Source organism: Mycobacterium sp. AZCC_0083, assembly GCF_014202335.1.
Lineage (GTDB): Bacteria > Actinomycetota > Actinomycetes > Mycobacteriales > Mycobacteriaceae > Mycobacterium.
In genome coordinates this window covers 134,776-152,153 of record NZ_JACHGP010000018.1, presented here as the reverse complement: position 1 = coordinate 152,153, position 17,378 = coordinate 134,776, and the positions used below count along the sequence as shown (strand labels likewise).

Below are 17,378 nucleotides of genomic sequence, written 5' to 3'. Positions count from 1 at the left end.
GATACAGGCGGTCGGCGAGTGATCATCGTTGCTGGCCTGTTGGGCGGATCAACAATTCACTGACCGCGACGTGGGCGGGGCGGGTGACGGCGTAGGCGTCGGCGACGTCGTCGGCGTGCAGCGGCGGATATCCACGGTCGGCCCGGCGTTGTTCGCGTACGTCGACAGGGAAGAGCTCAGTCTCGACTGCGGCGGGTTCGAGCACCGTCACGCGCACCCGGTGCTCAGCCAGCTCTTGGCGCAGTGATTCGCTGTATGCGTTCATCGCATGCTTGGTGGCGCAGTACACCGCTGACCCCTGCGGGAGATCCGGCCCGACAGCGAACTGATGTTGATCAGGTCCGCGACCCGTCGCGGCTCCGTGTCCCCGGCCTCCACCAGGTGTGGCAGCGCGGCATTGGCGTACGGACCTCTCGACCGCGTCCTGGGCCTGGTTTCGGTCGGACACGTCGCTGATCACCACCAATGCCGTGCCGCCGTCGGCGATGATGCGGTCCCCCGCAAGCTTCTCGTCATGTCAATCCTCCGAGTCTGCTGTGAATACATTGCGACCCGTTGGTCGGGTTCAACCTACCAAGTAGGTTGTGCAATTGAGGAGCGAAGCACAACAAGCACAACAAGGAGGAGGAAGGCGATGAAGGTCGTACCGTTTGACGAGAACGCGTTTCACATGGACCACCCGCGGGGAACGGTGTCGTTCAACTACCTGCTGATGGGTGGTGAGCCGGAGTCTCTGGAGAATTTCCGCTACATCCTGGGGCGGCAGGAAGGCGATTTCTCGATGCCGCGGCACAGGCATTCGTTCGAGCAGATTCGCCTGCCGCTGATCGGCGACATGAATCTCGGTGAGCAGGGCATCCTGACCGAGGGTGAGATCGGGTACTTCCCGGAGGGAGGAACCTACGGTCCGCAGGACGACCGTTTGGGGGACCCCAGGCAACTGCAGCTGGTACTGCAGTTCGGTGGCGCGTCCGGGCTGGGGATGCGCGCCGGCCGCGGCCGAGGCCCCGAAGCGAAGCGGTCCGCAACCGAGCGGCGTGAGGATCGTGATCAGAAGCTGCCGCGCCCGCGCTACGACAACGTCATCAAGTTCGACCCTGCACGATTCAACTTCTTGCCGGTCACGGGGGCGGTGGGTGTGAAGCGGAAGTTCTTCGGCGCCTTCACCGAGCGCGCCTTCTGGATCGAGCGGATCAAGGTCGCGGCGGGTGCACGGTGGGTCTCCACCGAGGACAACGCGAGGCGACTGATCGTGGTGCTCGCTGGAGCCGGCGAGGTCGCCGATGTGGAGATCGGCCGTTTGGCGGCGATCCAGGCCGAGGCCGGTGAGGTGCTGACCGTAGCCGCTGCCGAGGAACTCGAGCTGCACGTGGTCGGCATGCCGCCGGTACAACTGCCGCGAGTGCCGCAAGAGTACGACATCGTCGTGGGCGACGGACCGATCGAGTTCGAAAAGCCCAAGCAGACCGTCGGATCCAGCGAAGGGATCTGATCGGCATGCTGTCGTTGACACAGGCATCGGCCATCGTGGACGCGGTCCTGGTGACCGCGCGTGAGCTTGCATTACGGCCGGTAGCGGTCACCGTGCTCGACCCCGGCGGCCATCCCATCGTGCTCAAACGAGAGGACCAAGCCGGAATACTGCGACACGACGTTGCCCACGCGAAAGCCTGGGGCTGTCTCGGCATGGGCCAAGGCGGCGGCACACTGGCCCAGCACGCCGACCGCTCGCCCACCTTCTTCACCGCACTGGCCGCCATCTCGGGCGGACGCATGGCTTCGTCCCGAGGCGGCGTCTTGATCCGCGATTCGGATGGCACCCTGCTCGGTGCGGTCGGCGTCAGCGGCGACCGGCCCGACAACGACGAACGGGCTGCCACCGCCGGGATCGAAAGCGTCGGCCTCATCGCCGACGCCGGCTGACCGCTCATGCCGAAACCGACCGACACCCTGCCCGCGATCCCCGAACGCACCCAACGCGTGGCAGTGACGATCTTCCTGGTCACCGTCTGCATGTCGCTGCTCGACGTCAGCATGGTAAAGATCGCGCTCCCCGCGATCCAGGAGACACTTCATCTCAGCCCGACCGCCGCCACCCTGGTTCTCGCCGGGCCATCGCTGGCGTCCGGCCTGGCGCTGATACCCGCCGGCCGATTGGGTGACGTCTTCGGACGCCGCCGCCTGTTCCTCCTCGGCCTGTGGTTGTTCGCGATCACTGCCGTCGCCTGCGCCGCCGCCCCCAACGCCACCGTGCTGGTGATCGGCAGACTGATTCACGGCCTCGCCGGCGGCCTGTTGGCGCCTCAGACCATGGGAATGATCCAGCGCATGTTCCACGGTCGCCGACGAAGCAAGGTCTTCGGCTACTTCGGTGCGACCGTCAGCCTGTCCGCCGCCACCGGACCAGTGCTGGGCGGCGTACTCCTGCAGGCGTATGGGCCCGACCTTGGCTGGCGACTGGCGCTTGCCGCGACGGCGCCCGTGGCGCTGGCGGCCATCGCCGCCGGCCATCGGGTGTTGCCGCCCGATCCGCCCCGCGCCGCGTCACACCGGCTGGACCTGGCCGGCACCACGCTGCTCTGCGTCGGAGTCCTGCTCATCTTGCAACCGATCATGCAGATGTCCTCGGCCAGAGAACGGCCCCGGTGGTGGATGCTCGGGCTCGGCCTGCTCTGTTTGGGCCTATTCGCTTGGTGGGAACGCCGACTCGATGCCCGCGGTGGCGAACCAGTGATCCCGATGTCGTTGCTGCGGGTACGCAGCTTCTGCGTCGGCGCGCTCATCGCGACGGTGTTCTTCGCCGGGTTTACCAGCACCGTCGTGGTCATGTTGCTGTACCTGCAGCAAGGCCTGAACTACACCGCGTTGCAGACGGCGTTCGCGATGCTGGTCTTCTCGCTCGGGGCTACCGGCGCCTCCGTCGTCAGCGGCAGCCTGGCTGATCGCCACGGCCGCTGGCTCGTTGTCATCGGAGGGGCCATCGCCGTCGTCGCGGTGACCGCCGTTGCGGTAACAGGGTATTGGTGGAGCGGGGCGCACGCCGCGGTCGTCCTCGAAGCCCCGCTACTGGTCGCCGGCATCGGCTGCGGACTGCTCATCACCGCCAACCAGACCCGGTCGCTGCAGGAGGTCCGCCACACCGACGGCGGCGCCGCCGCAGGCGTGCTCGAAACCAGTCAACGCATCACCACCGGTCTCGGCACCGCGGCAACGACCTCCTTGTACTTCTTCGCTGCCGGCAGCACCCACGATTTCCACGGTGCCATCGGCTACGGCTTGGCTGTGCCGATCCTTCTGTTCGCCGCCGCTACCCTCATCGGTCTCACCGACCTACGGCGACCCCGACCAACCACGGCGCGCCCGACACTCGCAGGCGATCCCCGCACGTCCACACGTCAATACGAATCCCAGCAATGACCCAGAGTCCAGTGACGTGGTCGCTGGTGCGGTCGCGCTTTCTCGCCACGGCGCCTACTTGGTAGGTTCTGACGCAGGTGGATACCCTGTGTGGGAACTGTGCTATCGAACCCGACCGGGCGGAGCACGTAGGAGGTAACCGTGTCGCGACCAGCAGAGCGGTTGTTCCGCGGCCGAGTCGCCGACCAGATTGTGGCGGATCTACGGCGCCAGATCCTCTCCGGCGAGCTGGCGGACGGTGCGCGGCTCCCGTCCGAACGTGAACTGGCCGCCCAATACGACGTCAGCGCTCCGACCGTCCGCGAGGCCATCCGCGTGCTGGCCGCAATGGGGCTACTCAACACGCGCAACGGCAGCCGCACCACCGTTGTTGCCAACGGCGATGCGCTGCTGCGCATGTCGATCGCCTCGGTCGTACAGTTCGAGAAGATGCGGGCCGGCAACGTCCTCGGCCTGCTCGGTGCCCTCAACGCCTACGCCGCCGAGCTCGCCGTCGACCAGGCCACCGACGACGACATCGGACGGCTGCGTGCGGCGGCCGAGCGGACAGCGGACACGACCGACGTGACATCCAGCGCCGCCGCGTTGTGCGAGTTCTTCGCTACTTTGTCCTCGATCTCCCATAATCCGCTGCTGGCCGCGTTGTCCAAGGCGATCACCGAGATCCAGATCGGGATGGCAGTCGAGTTGTCCGGCGGTGAACGCGGTGATTTCGGCCGCGTGGCGGGTTCGATGTACGACGCGAGAATCGACATCGTGGACGCGGTCGCCCGCCGCGACGCTGCGGCTGCCGTCGACCATGTCCGCGCGTATCACCGTCGTGTCATCGAGCGCACCCGTTCCCTGCCCCGCGCCAAGCAACTCGCGAAAACCGATCCCGGCCTGTCCGCCTTCTTGTCCTCCTGGTTGGGCACCAACGTCAGCGTTGGCTCACCCCCCATCGGCCGGAGTGATTCCTGATCTACCCACCAACCAGCGAGAGGGCGTGCGCCCGGCGTAGCCCGAGGGCGTCTTCTGGATGGTCCCGGGGTGGAACCGGATGTCAACTGCAGCAACGGATGTCGTCCTCGTCGGTGTCCAACGGGTCGATGGCCTCGTACATGACATCGCAGAAGCGGCTCACCCAGCCGCCTTCCTGGCGGCCACGGCCGACGCCTTCTCGGCATCGGCGAACTGTCCGAGCATGTGCCTCAGCACGTAGGCACTCATCGGGCCCGCGGCCTCCGAGACCGCGCCGAGGACACGATCGACGACCGCGACCGCGCACGACGGCGGGACGACGAACAGCACCGCGTCGCGCGAGTGCGTCCCGATCAGGTAGATGGTCTCGCTGGTCACCATGTTGTACGGGTCGACGGAGATCGCGACGCCTCTGCGGATGATGCGCGACGGCGTGGTCGGCCAGATGCTTGGGTCGTAGACCACCCGACGGACCTCACCGATCCTCGAGCCGAGGACCGCCAACACGTCGGGCAGTTCAGCGCCCAGGTTGGTGCTGCTGGGCCACCAGGCCCCGTCAACGCTGCCGCGCGCCGTCGACCTGCTGCAGAACGCCAGGCGCGGCGCTGTCGTGCGAGGAGAGGAGATTGGCACCATGGACGGTGCTCCCGTCGCTATCCGAGAAATCGCAGACGGTAACCGTGGTTGCGGGAACGCGAAATACCTACGATCTTCTGACACTAGACCACTGCCTCGACCTCGGCGCTGGTCACCCCGCCGCGTTAGCGGGCGATCGCGTCCGCATCGTGATCGTATTGATATGGCGTGAAATGCATTTGCTCGTGCACGCGGGCGGACTCCGTCGAACGCCCCCAACGAAGTACCCCGGCTCCTAGCATCGGATCGGACGCGCTTCTTCGGGGCGAGCGAAGCGACGGGAAATCAAGAAAAGGAGTCGACCGTGCCGAACGGCAAGCCCAACATCCTGGTCATCTGGGGTGACGACATCGGGATCTCCAACCTCAGCTGTTACAGCGACGGCCTGATGGGGTATCGCACTCCGAACATCGACCGCATCGCCGCCGAGGGCATGCGCTTCACCGACTCCTACGGCGAGCAGAGTTGCACCGCGGGCCGGGCCGCCTTCATCAGTGGGCAGAGCGTCTATCGCACCGGGATGAGCAAGGTCGGCGTGCCGGGCGTCGACATCGGCTGGGCCGCCGAGGACCCGACGATTGCCGAAATGCTCAAGCCACTCGGCTACGCCACCGGGCAGTTCGGCAAGAACCACTTCGGCGACCTCAACAAGTACCTGCCGACGGTGCACGGGTTCGACGAGTTCTTCGGCAACCTGTATCACCTCAACGCCGAGGAGGAACCCGAGCAATTCGACTACCCGCACAAGGACCAGTTCCCGCGGCTCTACGAACTGGCCCTGCCGCGCGGCGTGATGAAGTGCAAGGCGCTCGACGAGGTGTCCACCGAACCCGACGACCCGAAGTTCGGTCCGGTCGGCAAGCAGACCATCGAGGACACCGGCCCGCTGACCGCCAAGCGAATGGAGACCATCGACGACGACATCGCCGCCGCGACCGTCGACTACGTCAAACGGCAGCACGAGGCGGACACGCCGTTCTTCGTGTGGTGCAACTTCACCCACATGCACCTCTACACGCACATCAAGCCCGAGAGCAAGGGTTAGGCGGGAATGTGGCAGTCGGAGTACCACGACGCGATGATCGACCACGACAAGAACGTCGGCACAGTCCTCGACGTGCTCGACGAACTCGGCATTGCCGAGGACACCATCGTCATCTACTCCACCGACAACGGTCCGCACCGCAACACGTGGCCGGACGCCGGCACGACACCGTTCCGCAGCGAGAAGAACACCAACTGGGAAGGCGCATTCCGCATTCCGGAGTTGATCCGTTGGCCGGGAAAGATCAAGGCGGGCAGCGTCTCCAACGACATCGTCCAGCATCACGACTGGCTGCCCACGCTGGTGGCCGCCGCGGGCGATCCCGACGTCAGCGACAAGCTCAAGAAGGGCTACAAGGCCGGGGCCGATGGAGACACCGAGTACAAGGTGCACATCGACGGGTTCAACCTGCTGCCGTACCTGATGGGCGAGGTCGAGCACAGCCCGCGGCGCGGGTTCTTCTACTTCAACGACGACGCCGAACTGGTCGCGATGCGCTTCGAGAACTGGAAGATCGTGTTCGCCGAGCAGAGGTGCCAGGGGACGCTGCGGATATGGGCCGAGCCCTTTACCGAGTTGCGGGTGCCGAAGCTGTTCAACCTGCGCACCGACCCGTTCGAGTACGCCGACATCACGTCGAACACGTATTACGAGTGGTTCCTGCGGCGCGACTTCTTCGTGTTCTATGCGACAGCGATGGCATCGGCGTTCCTCGACACCTTCAAGGAGTTCCCGCCGCGGCACCCACCAGCCAGCTTCAGCATCGATCAGATCGTCAAGAAGCTCGAAGCATTCCTGGCGGCCGACTAGATGCTTGAATCGTGGAACGACGGGCCGACTAAGTCGGCGATCGTCGACTTCGTTCATATGGCCATCACCCACCTCGCCCCGATGGATCGCGTCGCGGTCTTCGACAACGACGGCACGCTGTGGTGCGAGAAGCCGGCCTACGTTCAGCTGGACTTCCTGGTGCGCCAACTCGCCGCAGCGGTCGCTGCAGACCCGTCATTGGCCGCTCGGCCCGCGTACGCCGCCGCGTCATCAGGTAATCTGACGTGGTTCGGCAACGCCGTCACCAAGCACTATCAGGGCGATGACTCCGACCTCAATGAGCTTGCTGTGGCGATCCTTTCGGCCAGTAGTGGGGTCAATGTCGAGGAACATGCCGCGCACGTCGCCGATTTCTTCGCCTCCGCGCGGCACCCGACGCTGGGCCGTCCCTACACCGCATGCGGTTACGCGCCGATGGTCGAGTTGCTGCACTACCTGGAGGCCAACGGGTTCACCTGTTACATCGTCTCCGGTGGTGGACGCGATTTCATGCGGCCGATCAGCGTCGACATGTACGGCATCCCGCCAGAGCGCGTGGTGGGCAGCTCGGTGGGGCTCGCCTTCAGCGACGGCAACCTCGTCACGACGGGAGTCACCGAGTTCCTCAACGACGGCCCGGTCAAACCGGTCCGCATCTGGGGCAGAGTGGGGCGTCGCCCGATCTTCGCGGCGGGGAACTCCAATGGCGACATCGAGATGCTGGAGTACACGCATGGCATGCGGTTGCTGGTCCGCCACGATGACGCCGCACGCGAATTCGATTACATGGCAGGCGCGGAGAAGGCGCTGGAGCTGGCCTCGGCACGCGGCTGGACGGTCGCCAGCATCCGCGACGACTGGACGCACGTCTTTGCCAACTGACCCACCCACCACCTCGTCGAGACTGCTGACAGATCGCGTTCGCGGGCAGATTCCCGATCTCACAGCAGTCTCGGCGCGTAGGCGACGATGTGACGACTGACGACTTCGTCTGGATCCCGCCCCAGACCGCGATATTGGGATCGGACGCGCACTACGCCGAAGAAGCTCCTGCGCGCGAGGTTGGCGTCGACGGCTTCTGGATGCAGACCCACCAGGTGACGAACGCCGAATTCGCCGAATTCATTGCAGCCACTGGCTATCTCACCGTCGCCGAGCGGCCACCGAACCCCGACGACTATCCCGGCGCGCCGGCGGAGAACCTGCAGCCCGGGTCGATGGTGTTTCACCGCACCCCCGGCCCCGTCGATCTGCGCCACCTCAACCAGTGGTGGACGTGGACACCGGGCGCCTGCTGGAACCACCCGCGTGGCCCGCGTTCGTCGACCACCGGCCGCGAGCGTCACCCCGTCGTGCACGTCGCCTTCGAGGATGCGGCGGCGTACGCGCACTGGGCGGGCATCCAGTTGCCGACCGAGGCACAGTGGGAGGTGGCGGCGCGCGGTGGCCTGGCTGCGGCGGTCTACACCTGGGGCGACGAGCCCGAACGCCCCGGTCAGCGGCTCGCCAACTACTGGCACGGCGAGTTCCCCTACCTGCCCGACACCGGCTACGGCACCACCTCCCCCGTCGGCAGCTTCGAGCCGAACGGATACGGTCTTCACGACATGGCGGGCAACGTATGGGAGTGGACCACCGACTGGTGGGGGGACACCCGAGCGCTCGAATCCTGCTGCGCCGCTGACAGTTACGACACTGCCCAACCGCAGTTCCCGGTCGGCCGCAGGGTGATCAAGGGTGGCTCGTTCCTGTGCGCCGACAGCTACTGCCTGCGCTACCGACCTGCCGCTCGTCGTCCTCAGGCGGTCGATACCGGGATGAGCCACATCGGGTTTCGCTGCGTGCGCAGCTCGTGACGGGGGCGAGCGAAACGACGGGGATGGTCATCAGGTCGACCCTGGTGTACTGAGCCCGTCTAGGCAATGATGCCTAGAACACGTTCTAGTTCTGAGGAGACCCATGTCGGACGCCGTACTGGTGACGGGCGCCTTCGGGCTGGTCGGTTCGGCGACCGTGAAGCGCCTCGCCGCCGACGGCCGCCGCGTCGTCGCCACTGACCTCGACATTCCGGCCAACCGGAAGGCCGCCGCCAAGCTGCCGTCGGGCGTCGACGTGTGCTACGCCGACCTCACCGACCCTGCGGCAGTCGATGCCCTGATGGCCGCCGTCGCACCGAGTGCCGTCATCCACCTGGCCGCGATCATCCCGCCGTTCGCCTACATGCGCCGCGAACTGGCCGAGAAGGTCAACGTCGGCGCCACCGCCTCGCTACTCGCGGCCGCGGCCAAGCAGCCGAGCGCACCGCGGTTCGTGCTCGCCTCCAGCATCGCGGTCTACGGACCGCGCAACCCACACGCGCAGCACGACCTGCTGACCGCCGAGACCCCGGTCAATCCGGCGGACCTGTACGGCGCGCACAAGGCGGAGGCCGAGAAGCTGGTCCGCGCAACATCACTGGACTGGGTGATCCTGCGCCTCGGCGGCGTGCTCACCGTGGATGCGGGATCGGCCATGAACCTCGACAACCTGTACTTCGAGGGGTTGCTGCCGATCGACGGCCGGATCCAGACCGTCGACGTGCGCGACGTCGCAAGGGCATTTGCGGCCGCTACCACCGCCGACGCGGTCGGCGAGACGCTGCTGATCGGCGGGAACGACTCGCACCGGTTGGTTCAGGGCGACATCGCCCCTGCGATGGCTGCCGCGGTGGGCCTGGTCGGCGGTATGCCCACTGGGCTGAGGGGCAACCCGGACAGTGCCGACGCCTGGTTCAGCACCGACTGGATGGACACCACGCGGGCACAGGAAGTGCTTGGCTACCAACATCATTCGTGGCCAGACATGCTGGTCGAAGCGGCCGACAAGGCGGGCTTGAAGCGCCATCTGCTGCGGATCGTCGCGCCGTTTACCCACGAGATCTTCAAACGCCGCGCCGCCTACTATGGCCGCACCGAGCCATACGCGGACCCGTGGGGCGTGATCGCGGCAAAGTGGGCGGACCCCCGTCCCGAAGGGAGCACGAAGTGAGCATCGCGATCGTCGTCGGCGCGGCATCCGGTATCGGCTGGGCGTCGGCCCGGGCCTTGGCCGCCGACGGATACCGGGTGGTCGTCGCCGACCGCAACCTCGACGGCGCACAGGCTAGAGCGGCGGAACTCGGTGCGCCCCATACCGCGTCGTTCGTCGACGTCAGCGACGAAGCCTCCGTCGCAAACCTCTTCGAAGAGGCCGGCCCGGTCGACGCCGTGGTGAGCTGCGCCGGCTTCAGCAATGTCGGGCTGATCGTCGACATGCCGGTCGACGACTTCCGCTCGGTGATCGACGTCTGCCTCACCGGCGCGTTCATCGTCGCCAAGTACGCGGGCAGGCACCTGACCGACGGCGGCTCGCTGGTGTCGATCAGCTCGCTCAACGGCCGCCAACCCGCGGCAGGGATGAGCGCGTACTGCTCGGCAAAAGCAGGGTTGTCGATGTTGACCCAGGTCGCCGCACTGGAACTCGCGGGCCGTGGCATCCGGGTCAATGCCGTCGCCCCCGGATTCGTCCACACCCCGCTGACCGAGGCCGCGGCAGCCATTCCCGGCGTCGTCGAGGAGTACGTCGAGAACACGCCGCTCGGCCGGGCTGGCACGCCCGAGGACATCGCCGAGGCCGTCCTGTTCCTGACCAAGGCCGCCTGGTTGACCGGCGAGGTGCTCGACGTCAACGGCGGCGCCCACATGAAGCGCTATCCCGACATCATGGGCCACCTCAACAAATTGATGGCGACGTGACGTTCGCAGGTAAGCAGGCCATCGTCACCGGCGCGGGCTCGGGCATCGGCGCGGCACTGTGCCGGGCCCTGGCCGCTGCGGGCGCCGACGTGGTGTGCACCGACGTCGACGAGGCCGCCGCCCAACGCACCGCCAAACCGCTCGGCGCGCGATCGGCCACGCTCGACGTGACCGACGCCGCCGCGGTGCAAGCCGCCGTCGACGAGGTCGTGGACCGCACCGGCCGGCTTGACCTGATGTTCAACAACGCGGGCATCGCATGGGGCGGGAACACCGAGCTGCTGACGCTGGCCCAGTGGAACGCGATCATCGACGTCAACCTCCGCGGTGTCGTGCACGGCGTGGTCGCCGCCTATCCGCAGATGATCAAGCAGGGCAGCGGTCACATCGTCAACACCGCATCGATGGGCGGCCTGACCGCCGCAGGCCAGATCACCAGCTACGTCATGACCAAGCACGGCGTCGTCGGGCTGTCACTGGCGCTGCGTTCGGAGGCCGCCGCGCACGGTGTCGGGGTGCTGGCCATCTGCCCGGCCGCGGTGGAGACGCCATTGCTCGACAAGGGCGCGGTGGGCGGCTTCTCCGGCCGCGACTACTACCTCAAGGGCCAGGGCATCAAGACCGCCTACGGCGCCGACCAGTTGGCCCGCGATACGCTCAAGGCCATCGAGCGCAACAAGGCCCTGCTGGTGAAACCGCGACGCGCCCATGCCGCCTGGCTGTTCGCGCGGCTGGCGCCTGGGCTGATGCAGCGGGCGTCGATACGGTTCGTCGCCCGCCAACGCGACATTCAAAGCAGGTCATCTGTCGACCATTCCTGACAGGATCACTCCGTGGCCATGAACACCGAGTTCACCGTGACGCAGAAGCGTGCGCTGGCCGTGGCCACCGTCCTCGCCCTCCTGTTCGTCGCCTACTTCCTGCGCAGCTATTTCATCCTGATCGTGGTGGCCGCCGTCGCCGCCTATCTGTTCGCCCCGCTCTACGACCGGCTGCGCAGGCGGTTCGGCCCTGGACTGTCCGCCACCGTCACCCTGCTCGCGGTACTCGGGGCCGTGATCATCCCCGTCAGCCTGCTGGTCCTCTTCGCGGTCGTCCAGATCAGCAGCATGATTCAGAGCGTCTCCGATTGGGTGGCCAAGACCGACCTCAGCGCGCTCGGCGACAAGGCCCTCGCGGTGGTCAACGAGGCGCTCGCGCGCGTGCCGTTGATGCACGACGTGCAACTGACGCCCGACCTGCTGCGCGAGCGGATGAGCACCGTCGCCCAGCACGTCGGCGAGTATCTGCTCGGGTTCTTGCAGGGCGCCGCGGGCGGTCTGGTCGGCGGCATCACCGCGGCGGTGCTCTTCCTCTACATCTTCATGTCACTGCTGACCAACCGCGAGCAGGTGGCGACGCTGGTCCGTCAGCTCAACCCGTTGGGTGAAGAGGTCACCGACCTGTACCTGCAGAAGATGGGTGCGATGGTGAAGGGCACCGTGCGCGGCCAATTCGTGATCGCGTTGGCACAGGGCGTTTCCGGGGCGGCATCCATCTACATCGCCGGCTTCCACGAGGGCTTCTTCATCTTCGCGATCCTGCTGACCGCACTGTCGGTGATCCCGTTGGGTGGCGGCATCCTCAGCATTCCGGTCGGCATCGGAATGATCTTGTTCGGCAACGTATTCGGCGGCATATTCGTCATCGCGTTCCACCTGGTGGTGGTGACGAACGTCGACAACGTCCTGCGCCCGATCCTCGTCCCCCGCGAGGCACGCCTCGACTCGGCGCTGATGCTGCTTGCCGTCTTCGCCGGGATCGCGATGTTCGGCTTCTGGGGCATCGTCATCGGCCCGGTGCTGATGATCGTCGTCGTGACGACCATCAGCGTCTACCTCGCCGTGTACAAGGACGTGCCGCTCGACCAGTTCGACGATGACGACGGACCCAAGAAACCCGGTCTGCTCCAACGACTACTGGCGCGGGCCAAGGGCTCGGCCAAGCCGAAGACTTCGACCGCGCCTGCGCTCAAGCCGGATCCGGGCTCAGCCGCTCCGTGAGGAACTCGACAACACGCTTGCGCGCCTCGTAGGCCGGCTGCCCGACGACCTCGCGGACCTCCAGGGTCAGCACCGAGTGCGCCATCTTGCCGAACCCGTGCTCGTTGCCCTTCTTGGAGTCGATCTCGATCACCTCGAATGCGTCACCGAGCCGGTCCTTGAGGGTCTTGAAACGCGCGCCGGGCGACAGCGGATCCTGGCTGAACCGCAATCCGATCGCGCACAGCCCCTCGTCGGCGACGCGGCGGTCGATGATCTTCAACTCAGCTTCGGAAAGGCCGGGATCGCTGCGCTGCTTCGCCGTCAGCCCGATCGGCAACGACGGCTGGCTCAGCACAGGGGCGAGCACGCTGTCATCCACCGCGGCGGCCAACGCGAAGCCGCCGCTCCAGCACTCGCCAATTACCCCGACGCCCTTGCCATGGGTCTTCTCGTTCAGGTCGCGGGCCAGCGCCCGTAGATAGTGCGCGATCGGCCTGTCGGCGTTGGTCGCAAATGCGCTGAATTCCTTTGCCACACAACCGCGCAATATCACCGGCACCGCACCCGGCCGGATGCCGGGGGCGCCCGGCGTGCCGTACAGCGACGGGCATGCAACGGTGAAGCCGTTGTCCACCAGGTGATTTCCCAGCGCGAGTACGCCGGGATGAATTCCTGGCATCTCGGGAATCAGCACCACGCCGGGGCCTTCACCCTTGCGGTAGACGTCGTAGGTGAAACCGGAGGCGGTGAACGCCTCCGCAACCCATCCGGTCAGGTCGGCTTCTGGTCCGGGCATCCAACGCTCCTATTTGACGGGTAGTGGCGGCTGTGTCTGCGTCGCCTCGGCCAGCTTACGGTACTCATCCGTACCGGCGCCTCCGTTCAAGGCGATCTGCGCGGGGCCGGTCGGGCCGGTCAACCGGGTGGTCCACACCGGTCGCACGCCCTCGCCGCCTTCGTAGACGATCCACCTCACGCCGCCGATGTCCTGCGTGCCGGTCGGAGCCAGGCTGGTGTCGAGCGAGGCGACGAGCTTCTCCTCGTCGGCGTCGCTCTGGGTCAGGCTGAGGTACATGCCGCTCGGCGAGAGATAACCCACCCGGGACGAAACGGCACGCGCCGGCTTACCGGAGGAATCGGTGCGGCCGCCGTCGATGCTGGCGCGGGATCCCGAGTTGGCGCGCCAGCCATCGGGCAACTTGGGCAGCCGGATTGGGATCTTGAGCGCATCGGCGTCGGCCTGCAGCGCTGCCGGCGCGTCGTAGGGCGGCACGGGCCCCTCGCCAGGGCCGTTGGGCGCAAACGAGCACATGCCGAGCACGCCTGCGAGCACGATGCAGGCCAGCACCAGCGGGGCCATCGACCAGAACATGTCGCGACCGTCCTGCAGCAGCCTGGGCTTCGCCGGCCTCGGTCCCGGAGCCGGCGTGGGGGTGGTCACATCGGCCAGTATCCCAGCTCCCAAAGTCGGACCCTCTAATGGGACAATCTGCGGATGACGGCATCGCGTAGGGAAGCACCGGACCGCAACCTCGCTTTGGAACTGGTGAGGGTCACCGAGGCAGGGGCCATGGCCGCAGGCCGCTGGGTCGGCCGCGGCGACAAGGAGGGCGGCGACGGGGCGGCCGTCGACGCCATGCGCGAGCTGGTCAACTCGGTGTCGATGCGCGGCGTCGTGGTGATCGGTGAGGGCGAGAAGGACCACGCTCCGATGCTCTACAACGGCGAAGAGGTCGGCAACGGCGACGGGCCGGACTGCGACTTCGCCGTCGATCCCGTCGACGGCACCACGCTGATGAGCAAGGGCATGCCCAACGCGATCTCGGTGCTCGCCGTCGCCGAACGCGGCGCGATGTTCGACCCGTCGGCGGTGTTCTACATGAACAAGATCGCGGTCGGGCCCGACGCCGTCGACGTCATCGACATCACCGCGCCGATCGGCGAGAACATCCGCCAGGTCGCGAAGGTGAAGAACTCCACCGTCGCCGACCTCACTGTGTGCGTGCTGGACCGGCCGCGCCACGCGCAACTGATCAACGACGTGCGCGAAGCGGGCGCCCGCATCCGGCTGATCTCCGACGGTGACGTGGCAGGCGCGATCGCGGCCTGCCGGCCCGGCTCCGGCACGGACATGCTGGCCGGGATCGGCGGCACGCCCGAGGGCATCATCACCGCGGCGGCCATCCGCTGCATGGGCGGCGCCATCCAGGCCGTGCTGGCCCCCACCGACGACGCCGAGCGTCAGAAGGCCCTCGATGCCGGCCACGACCTCGACAGGGTGCTCTTCACCGAAGACCTGGTGTCCGGTGAGAACGTCTTCTTCTCCGCCACCGGCGTCACCGACGGTGACCTGCTGCAGGGTGTTCGGTACTCCGGCGGCGGATGCACCACGCAGTCGATCGTCATGCGGTCGAAGTCCGGCACGGTCCGGATGATCGAGGCCTACCACCGGCTGTCCAAACTGAACGAGTACTCCGCGGTCGACTTCACGGGTGACAAGTCCGCCGCTTATCCCCTGCCTTAGACAAAACCGACACACACGAGGGAGCACATGACCGCCGACAGCGCAGTCGAACAGTCTGAGTACCGCATCGAGCACGACACCATGGGTGAAGTGCGGGTGCCCATCAACGCGCTGTGGCGCGCGCAGACCCAGCGGGCGGTGGAGAACTTCCCGATCTCGTTCCGGCCGCTCGAGCGCACGCAGATTCGCGCCCTCGGACTGCTGAAGGGCGCCTGCGCGCAGGTCAATAAGGATCTCGGCCTGCTCGACGCGGAGAAGGCCGATGCCATCATCGCCGCGGCCAATGAGATCGCCGACGGCCTGCACGACGACCAGTTCCCGATCGACGTGTTCCAGACCGGCTCGGGCACCAGCTCGAACATGAACGCCAACGAGGTCATCGCGTCGATCGCCGAGGCCAACGGCGTGACGGTGCACCCGAACGACCACGTCAACATGTCGCAGAGCTCCAACGACACCTTCCCCACCGCCACCCACATCGCGGCGACGGAAGCGGCTGTGCGCCATCTGATTCCGGCACTCGAGGTGCTGCACGAGTCGCTGGCGAACAAGGCTCGCCAGTGGCGCGTCGTCGTGAAGTCGGGCCGCACGCACCTGATGGACGCCGTGCCCGTGACGCTGGGCCAGGAGTTCGGCGGGTACGCGCGCCAGGTCCAGGCCGGCATAGAGAGGGTGAAGGCGACGCTCCCCCGCCTCGGCGAGCTCGCGATCGGCGGCACCGCGGTCGGTACCGGACTCAATGCGCCGGATGGGTTCGGCGACAAGGTCGTCGCCGTGCTGGTGAACGACACCGGCATCGCCGAGCTGCGGCCCGCAGAAGACCACTTCGAGGCGCAGGCTGCCCGCGACGGGCTGGTCGAGGCGTCGGGTGCGCTGAAGACCATCGCGGTGTCACTCACCAAGATCGCCAACGACATTCGCTGGATGGGCTCGGGCCCGCTGACCGGCCTCGGCGAGCTTCAGCTTCCCGACCTGCAGCCGGGCAGCTCGATCATGCCGGGCAAGGTCAATCCGGTTCTGCCCGAGGCGGTTACGCAGGTGGCCGCGCAGGTCATCGGCAACGACGCCGCGGTCACCGTCGGCGGGCTGTCGGGCGCGTTCGAGCTCAACGTCTACATCCCGATGATGGCGCGCAACATCCTCGAGTCGTTCACGCTGCTGTCCAACGTGTCGAAATTGTTCGCGGAGAAGTGCATCGACGGCCTGATCGCCAACGAGGGGCGCCTGCGCGACCTCGCCGAGTCGTCGCCGTCGATCGTGACGCCGCTGAACTCGGCGATCGGCTACGAAGAGGCCGCCAAGGTTGCCAAGGAAGCACTCAAGGAGCGCAAGACGATCCGCCAGACGGTCATCGACCGCGGCCTGATCGGCGACAAGCTGTCCGAGGAAGAGCTGGACAAGCGCCTCGACGTGCTGGCGATGGCCAAGGTCAAGGACGGCGACTAGGACGAGACGACGCGGGCGGGACGTCGGCTCAGTAGATGTACACGCGGGCGTTCTTGCCGCCGACGCACGTTATCCAGCCCTCGTTGTTTTGCGCAGCGCACGTCATCACGAAGTTATCGCCCGAACACTCGCCGCCCGTCGCACTGCAAGGCACCGTTCCTGCGGCAGTGATGCGCTTGGAATCCTTCGTGGGCGTCCCGACCTGCACCCAGTAGGCCTCGAGCACCTTGCTCGCGAATGCACACGAGGTCTCTCTCGACCCGCGGACAGAGCGAGTACCAAAGCCATCGTGGCCCTTCACATGAAAACCGTCCGCACACGACTGACCTGCACCATCGGGATCGGCCACCGCGACGGGCTGGCCTCCCCCCGGCGTTGATGCAGAGGTGGACGACGGCGGGGCGGACTGAGCGGAAGTAGATGACGACGCAAACGGGTCACCACCGTTTTCAGGCCCCTTGGACGAGTCCTGCTTGAACATGGCCCAGACGATCACGACAATCAGGATGACGGCGCCAGCGCACCCCAGCCCGATCAGCAACGTGGCGTTGGCGGGGCGGCCCGACCGCTTCGGCGGTTCCTGCCAGGGAATCGCCGCGGCGGACGACTCCTGTCGCGGAAGTTCGTCGGTTGGCGGGAGTTGGTCCGCGGGCGCGGCCTCCGAATACGCCGCACCGTCGCCCACACGTCCGTGGAGATTCTCGGCTTCGTCGGGGTGAGGTAGATCATCGCGAAAGGTCATG

17 protein-coding genes and 1 pseudogene are annotated in these 17,378 nt (G+C 66.6%); 13 read left to right on the top strand and 5 right to left on the bottom strand.

Annotated features, from left to right (window positions below; genetic code table 11):
* Positions 1-22: 22 nt before the first annotated feature.
* A complete protein-coding gene (locus HNP02_RS43875) occupies positions 23-289 on the bottom strand; it encodes an SDR family NAD(P)-dependent oxidoreductase (RefSeq protein ID WP_309241797.1) in 267 nt (88 codons plus the stop codon).
* Positions 290-634: 345 nt separating this feature from the next.
* On the opposite strand from HNP02_RS43875, the gene HNP02_RS34210 reads away from it, so the two are divergent.
* The 4 genes from HNP02_RS34210 (at position 635) to HNP02_RS34195 (ending at position 4,377) form a co-directional block, all read left to right on the top strand.
* Positions 635-1,492 (top strand): hypothetical protein, encoded by an 858-nt coding sequence (locus tag HNP02_RS34210; RefSeq protein ID WP_184445110.1) that lies wholly within the window; start codon positions 635-637, stop codon positions 1,490-1,492.
* Between the two features lie 5 nt (positions 1,493-1,497).
* Positions 1,498-1,923 carry a heme-binding protein gene (locus HNP02_RS34205; RefSeq protein ID WP_184445109.1) on the top strand — a complete coding sequence of 142 codons (426 nt, stop codon included), beginning with the start codon at positions 1,498-1,500 and terminating at the stop codon, positions 1,921-1,923.
* A gap of 6 nt (positions 1,924-1,929) precedes the next feature.
* A complete protein-coding gene (locus tag HNP02_RS34200; protein WP_184445108.1) occupies positions 1,930-3,417 on the top strand; it encodes an MFS transporter in 1,488 nt (495 codons plus the stop codon).
* Positions 3,418-3,558: 141 nt separating this feature from the next.
* Positions 3,559-4,377: a FadR/GntR family transcriptional regulator gene (locus tag HNP02_RS34195; protein ID WP_184445107.1), complete on the top strand. Its 819-nt coding sequence runs from the start codon at positions 3,559-3,561 to the stop codon at positions 4,375-4,377.
* 159 nt (positions 4,378-4,536) lie between these two features.
* On the opposite strand, the gene HNP02_RS34190 is transcribed toward HNP02_RS34195, so the two are convergent.
* The gene (locus HNP02_RS34190) at positions 4,537-5,013 is read right to left on the bottom strand and encodes a DUF5994 family protein (RefSeq protein ID WP_184445106.1); all 477 of its coding nucleotides are present in this window, start codon (positions 5,011-5,013) and stop codon (positions 4,537-4,539) included.
* 304 nt (positions 5,014-5,317) lie between these two features.
* Between HNP02_RS34190 and HNP02_RS34185 the strand changes: the two are divergent.
* The 7 genes and pseudogenes from HNP02_RS34185 (at position 5,318) to HNP02_RS34155 (ending at position 12,683) form a co-directional block, all read left to right on the top strand.
* Positions 5,318-6,868 (top strand): annotated as a pseudogene (locus HNP02_RS34185) (arylsulfatase).
* A complete protein-coding gene (locus HNP02_RS34180) occupies positions 6,869-7,750 on the top strand; it encodes an HAD family phosphatase (protein ID WP_184445105.1) in 882 nt (293 codons plus the stop codon).
* An 89-nt stretch (positions 7,751-7,839) separates the two neighbouring features.
* Positions 7,840-8,724, top strand: a complete 885-nt coding sequence (locus HNP02_RS34175) for a formylglycine-generating enzyme family protein (RefSeq protein WP_184445104.1) — start codon at positions 7,840-7,842, stop codon at positions 8,722-8,724.
* 103 nt (positions 8,725-8,827) lie between these two features.
* Positions 8,828-9,895, top strand: a complete 1,068-nt coding sequence (locus HNP02_RS34170) for an NAD(P)-dependent oxidoreductase (protein ID WP_184445103.1) — start codon at positions 8,828-8,830, stop codon at positions 9,893-9,895.
* Complete coding sequence (locus HNP02_RS34165; RefSeq protein WP_184445102.1) at positions 9,892-10,641, top strand: SDR family NAD(P)-dependent oxidoreductase; 750 nt, start codon at positions 9,892-9,894, stop codon at positions 10,639-10,641. Before HNP02_RS34170 ends, HNP02_RS34165 begins: the two co-directional genes overlap by 4 nt.
* Complete coding sequence (locus tag HNP02_RS34160) at positions 10,638-11,462, top strand: SDR family oxidoreductase (RefSeq protein ID WP_184445101.1); 825 nt, start codon at positions 10,638-10,640, stop codon at positions 11,460-11,462. The genes HNP02_RS34165 and HNP02_RS34160 overlap by 4 nt, the downstream gene beginning before the upstream one ends.
* A gap of 18 nt (positions 11,463-11,480) precedes the next feature.
* Positions 11,481-12,683, top strand: a complete 1,203-nt coding sequence (locus HNP02_RS34155) for an AI-2E family transporter (RefSeq protein WP_184445130.1) — start codon at positions 11,481-11,483, stop codon at positions 12,681-12,683.
* On the opposite strand, the gene HNP02_RS34150 is transcribed toward HNP02_RS34155, so the two are convergent.
* Positions 12,652-13,461, bottom strand: coding sequence for a dienelactone hydrolase family protein (locus HNP02_RS34150; RefSeq protein ID WP_184445100.1), 810 nt, complete (start codon positions 13,459-13,461; stop codon positions 12,652-12,654). The genes HNP02_RS34155 and HNP02_RS34150 overlap by 32 nt on opposite strands.
* 9 nt (positions 13,462-13,470) lie before the next feature.
* On the bottom strand, positions 13,471-14,106 hold the full coding sequence (locus HNP02_RS34145; protein WP_309241794.1) for a DUF4245 domain-containing protein: 636 nt from the start codon (positions 14,104-14,106) through the stop codon (positions 13,471-13,473).
* 54 nt (positions 14,107-14,160) lie between these two features.
* On the opposite strand from HNP02_RS34145, the gene glpX reads away from it, so the two are divergent.
* Complete coding sequence (glpX, locus tag HNP02_RS34140; RefSeq protein WP_184445099.1) at positions 14,161-15,189, top strand: class II fructose-bisphosphatase; 1,029 nt, start codon at positions 14,161-14,163, stop codon at positions 15,187-15,189.
* A 27-nt stretch (positions 15,190-15,216) separates the two neighbouring features.
* Positions 15,217-16,635: a class II fumarate hydratase gene (locus tag HNP02_RS34135; RefSeq protein WP_184445098.1), complete on the top strand. Its 1,419-nt coding sequence runs from the start codon at positions 15,217-15,219 to the stop codon at positions 16,633-16,635.
* 28 nt (positions 16,636-16,663) lie between these two features.
* Here HNP02_RS34135 and HNP02_RS34130 read toward each other — a convergent pair whose 3' ends face one another.
* Entirely contained in the window at positions 16,664-17,377 is a 714-nt protein-coding gene (locus HNP02_RS34130) for a hypothetical protein (protein ID WP_184445097.1), read from the bottom strand.
* Between the last annotated feature and the right edge of the window lies 1 nt (position 17,378).

Bases quoted from the DNA above. Each gene is read 5' to 3' on its own strand.
- HNP02_RS34210 (WP_184445110.1), top strand. From the start codon at position 635: ATGAAGGTCGTACCGTTTGACGAGAACGCGTTTCACATGGACCACCCG.
- HNP02_RS34205 (WP_184445109.1), top strand. From the start codon at position 1,498: ATGCTGTCGTTGACACAGGCATCGGCCATCGTGGACGCGGTCCTGGTG.
- HNP02_RS34200 (WP_184445108.1), top strand. From the start codon at position 1,930: ATGCCGAAACCGACCGACACCCTGCCCGCGATCCCCGAACGCACCCAA.
- HNP02_RS34190 (WP_184445106.1), bottom strand. From the start codon at position 5,013: ATGGTGCCAATCTCCTCTCCTCGCACGACAGCGCCGCGCCTGGCGTTC.
- HNP02_RS34180 (WP_184445105.1), top strand. From the start codon at position 6,869: ATGCTTGAATCGTGGAACGACGGGCCGACTAAGTCGGCGATCGTCGAC.
- HNP02_RS34170 (WP_184445103.1), top strand. From the start codon at position 8,828: ATGTCGGACGCCGTACTGGTGACGGGCGCCTTCGGGCTGGTCGGTTCG.
- HNP02_RS34155 (WP_184445130.1), top strand. From the start codon at position 11,481: ATGAACACCGAGTTCACCGTGACGCAGAAGCGTGCGCTGGCCGTGGCC.
- HNP02_RS34150 (WP_184445100.1), bottom strand. From the start codon at position 13,461: ATGCCCGGACCAGAAGCCGACCTGACCGGATGGGTTGCGGAGGCGTTC.
- glpX (WP_184445099.1), top strand. From the start codon at position 14,161: ATGACGGCATCGCGTAGGGAAGCACCGGACCGCAACCTCGCTTTGGAA.
- HNP02_RS34135 (WP_184445098.1), top strand. From the start codon at position 15,217: ATGACCGCCGACAGCGCAGTCGAACAGTCTGAGTACCGCATCGAGCAC.
- HNP02_RS34130 (WP_184445097.1), bottom strand. From the start codon at position 17,377: ATGACCTTTCGCGATGATCTACCTCACCCCGACGAAGCCGAGAATCTC.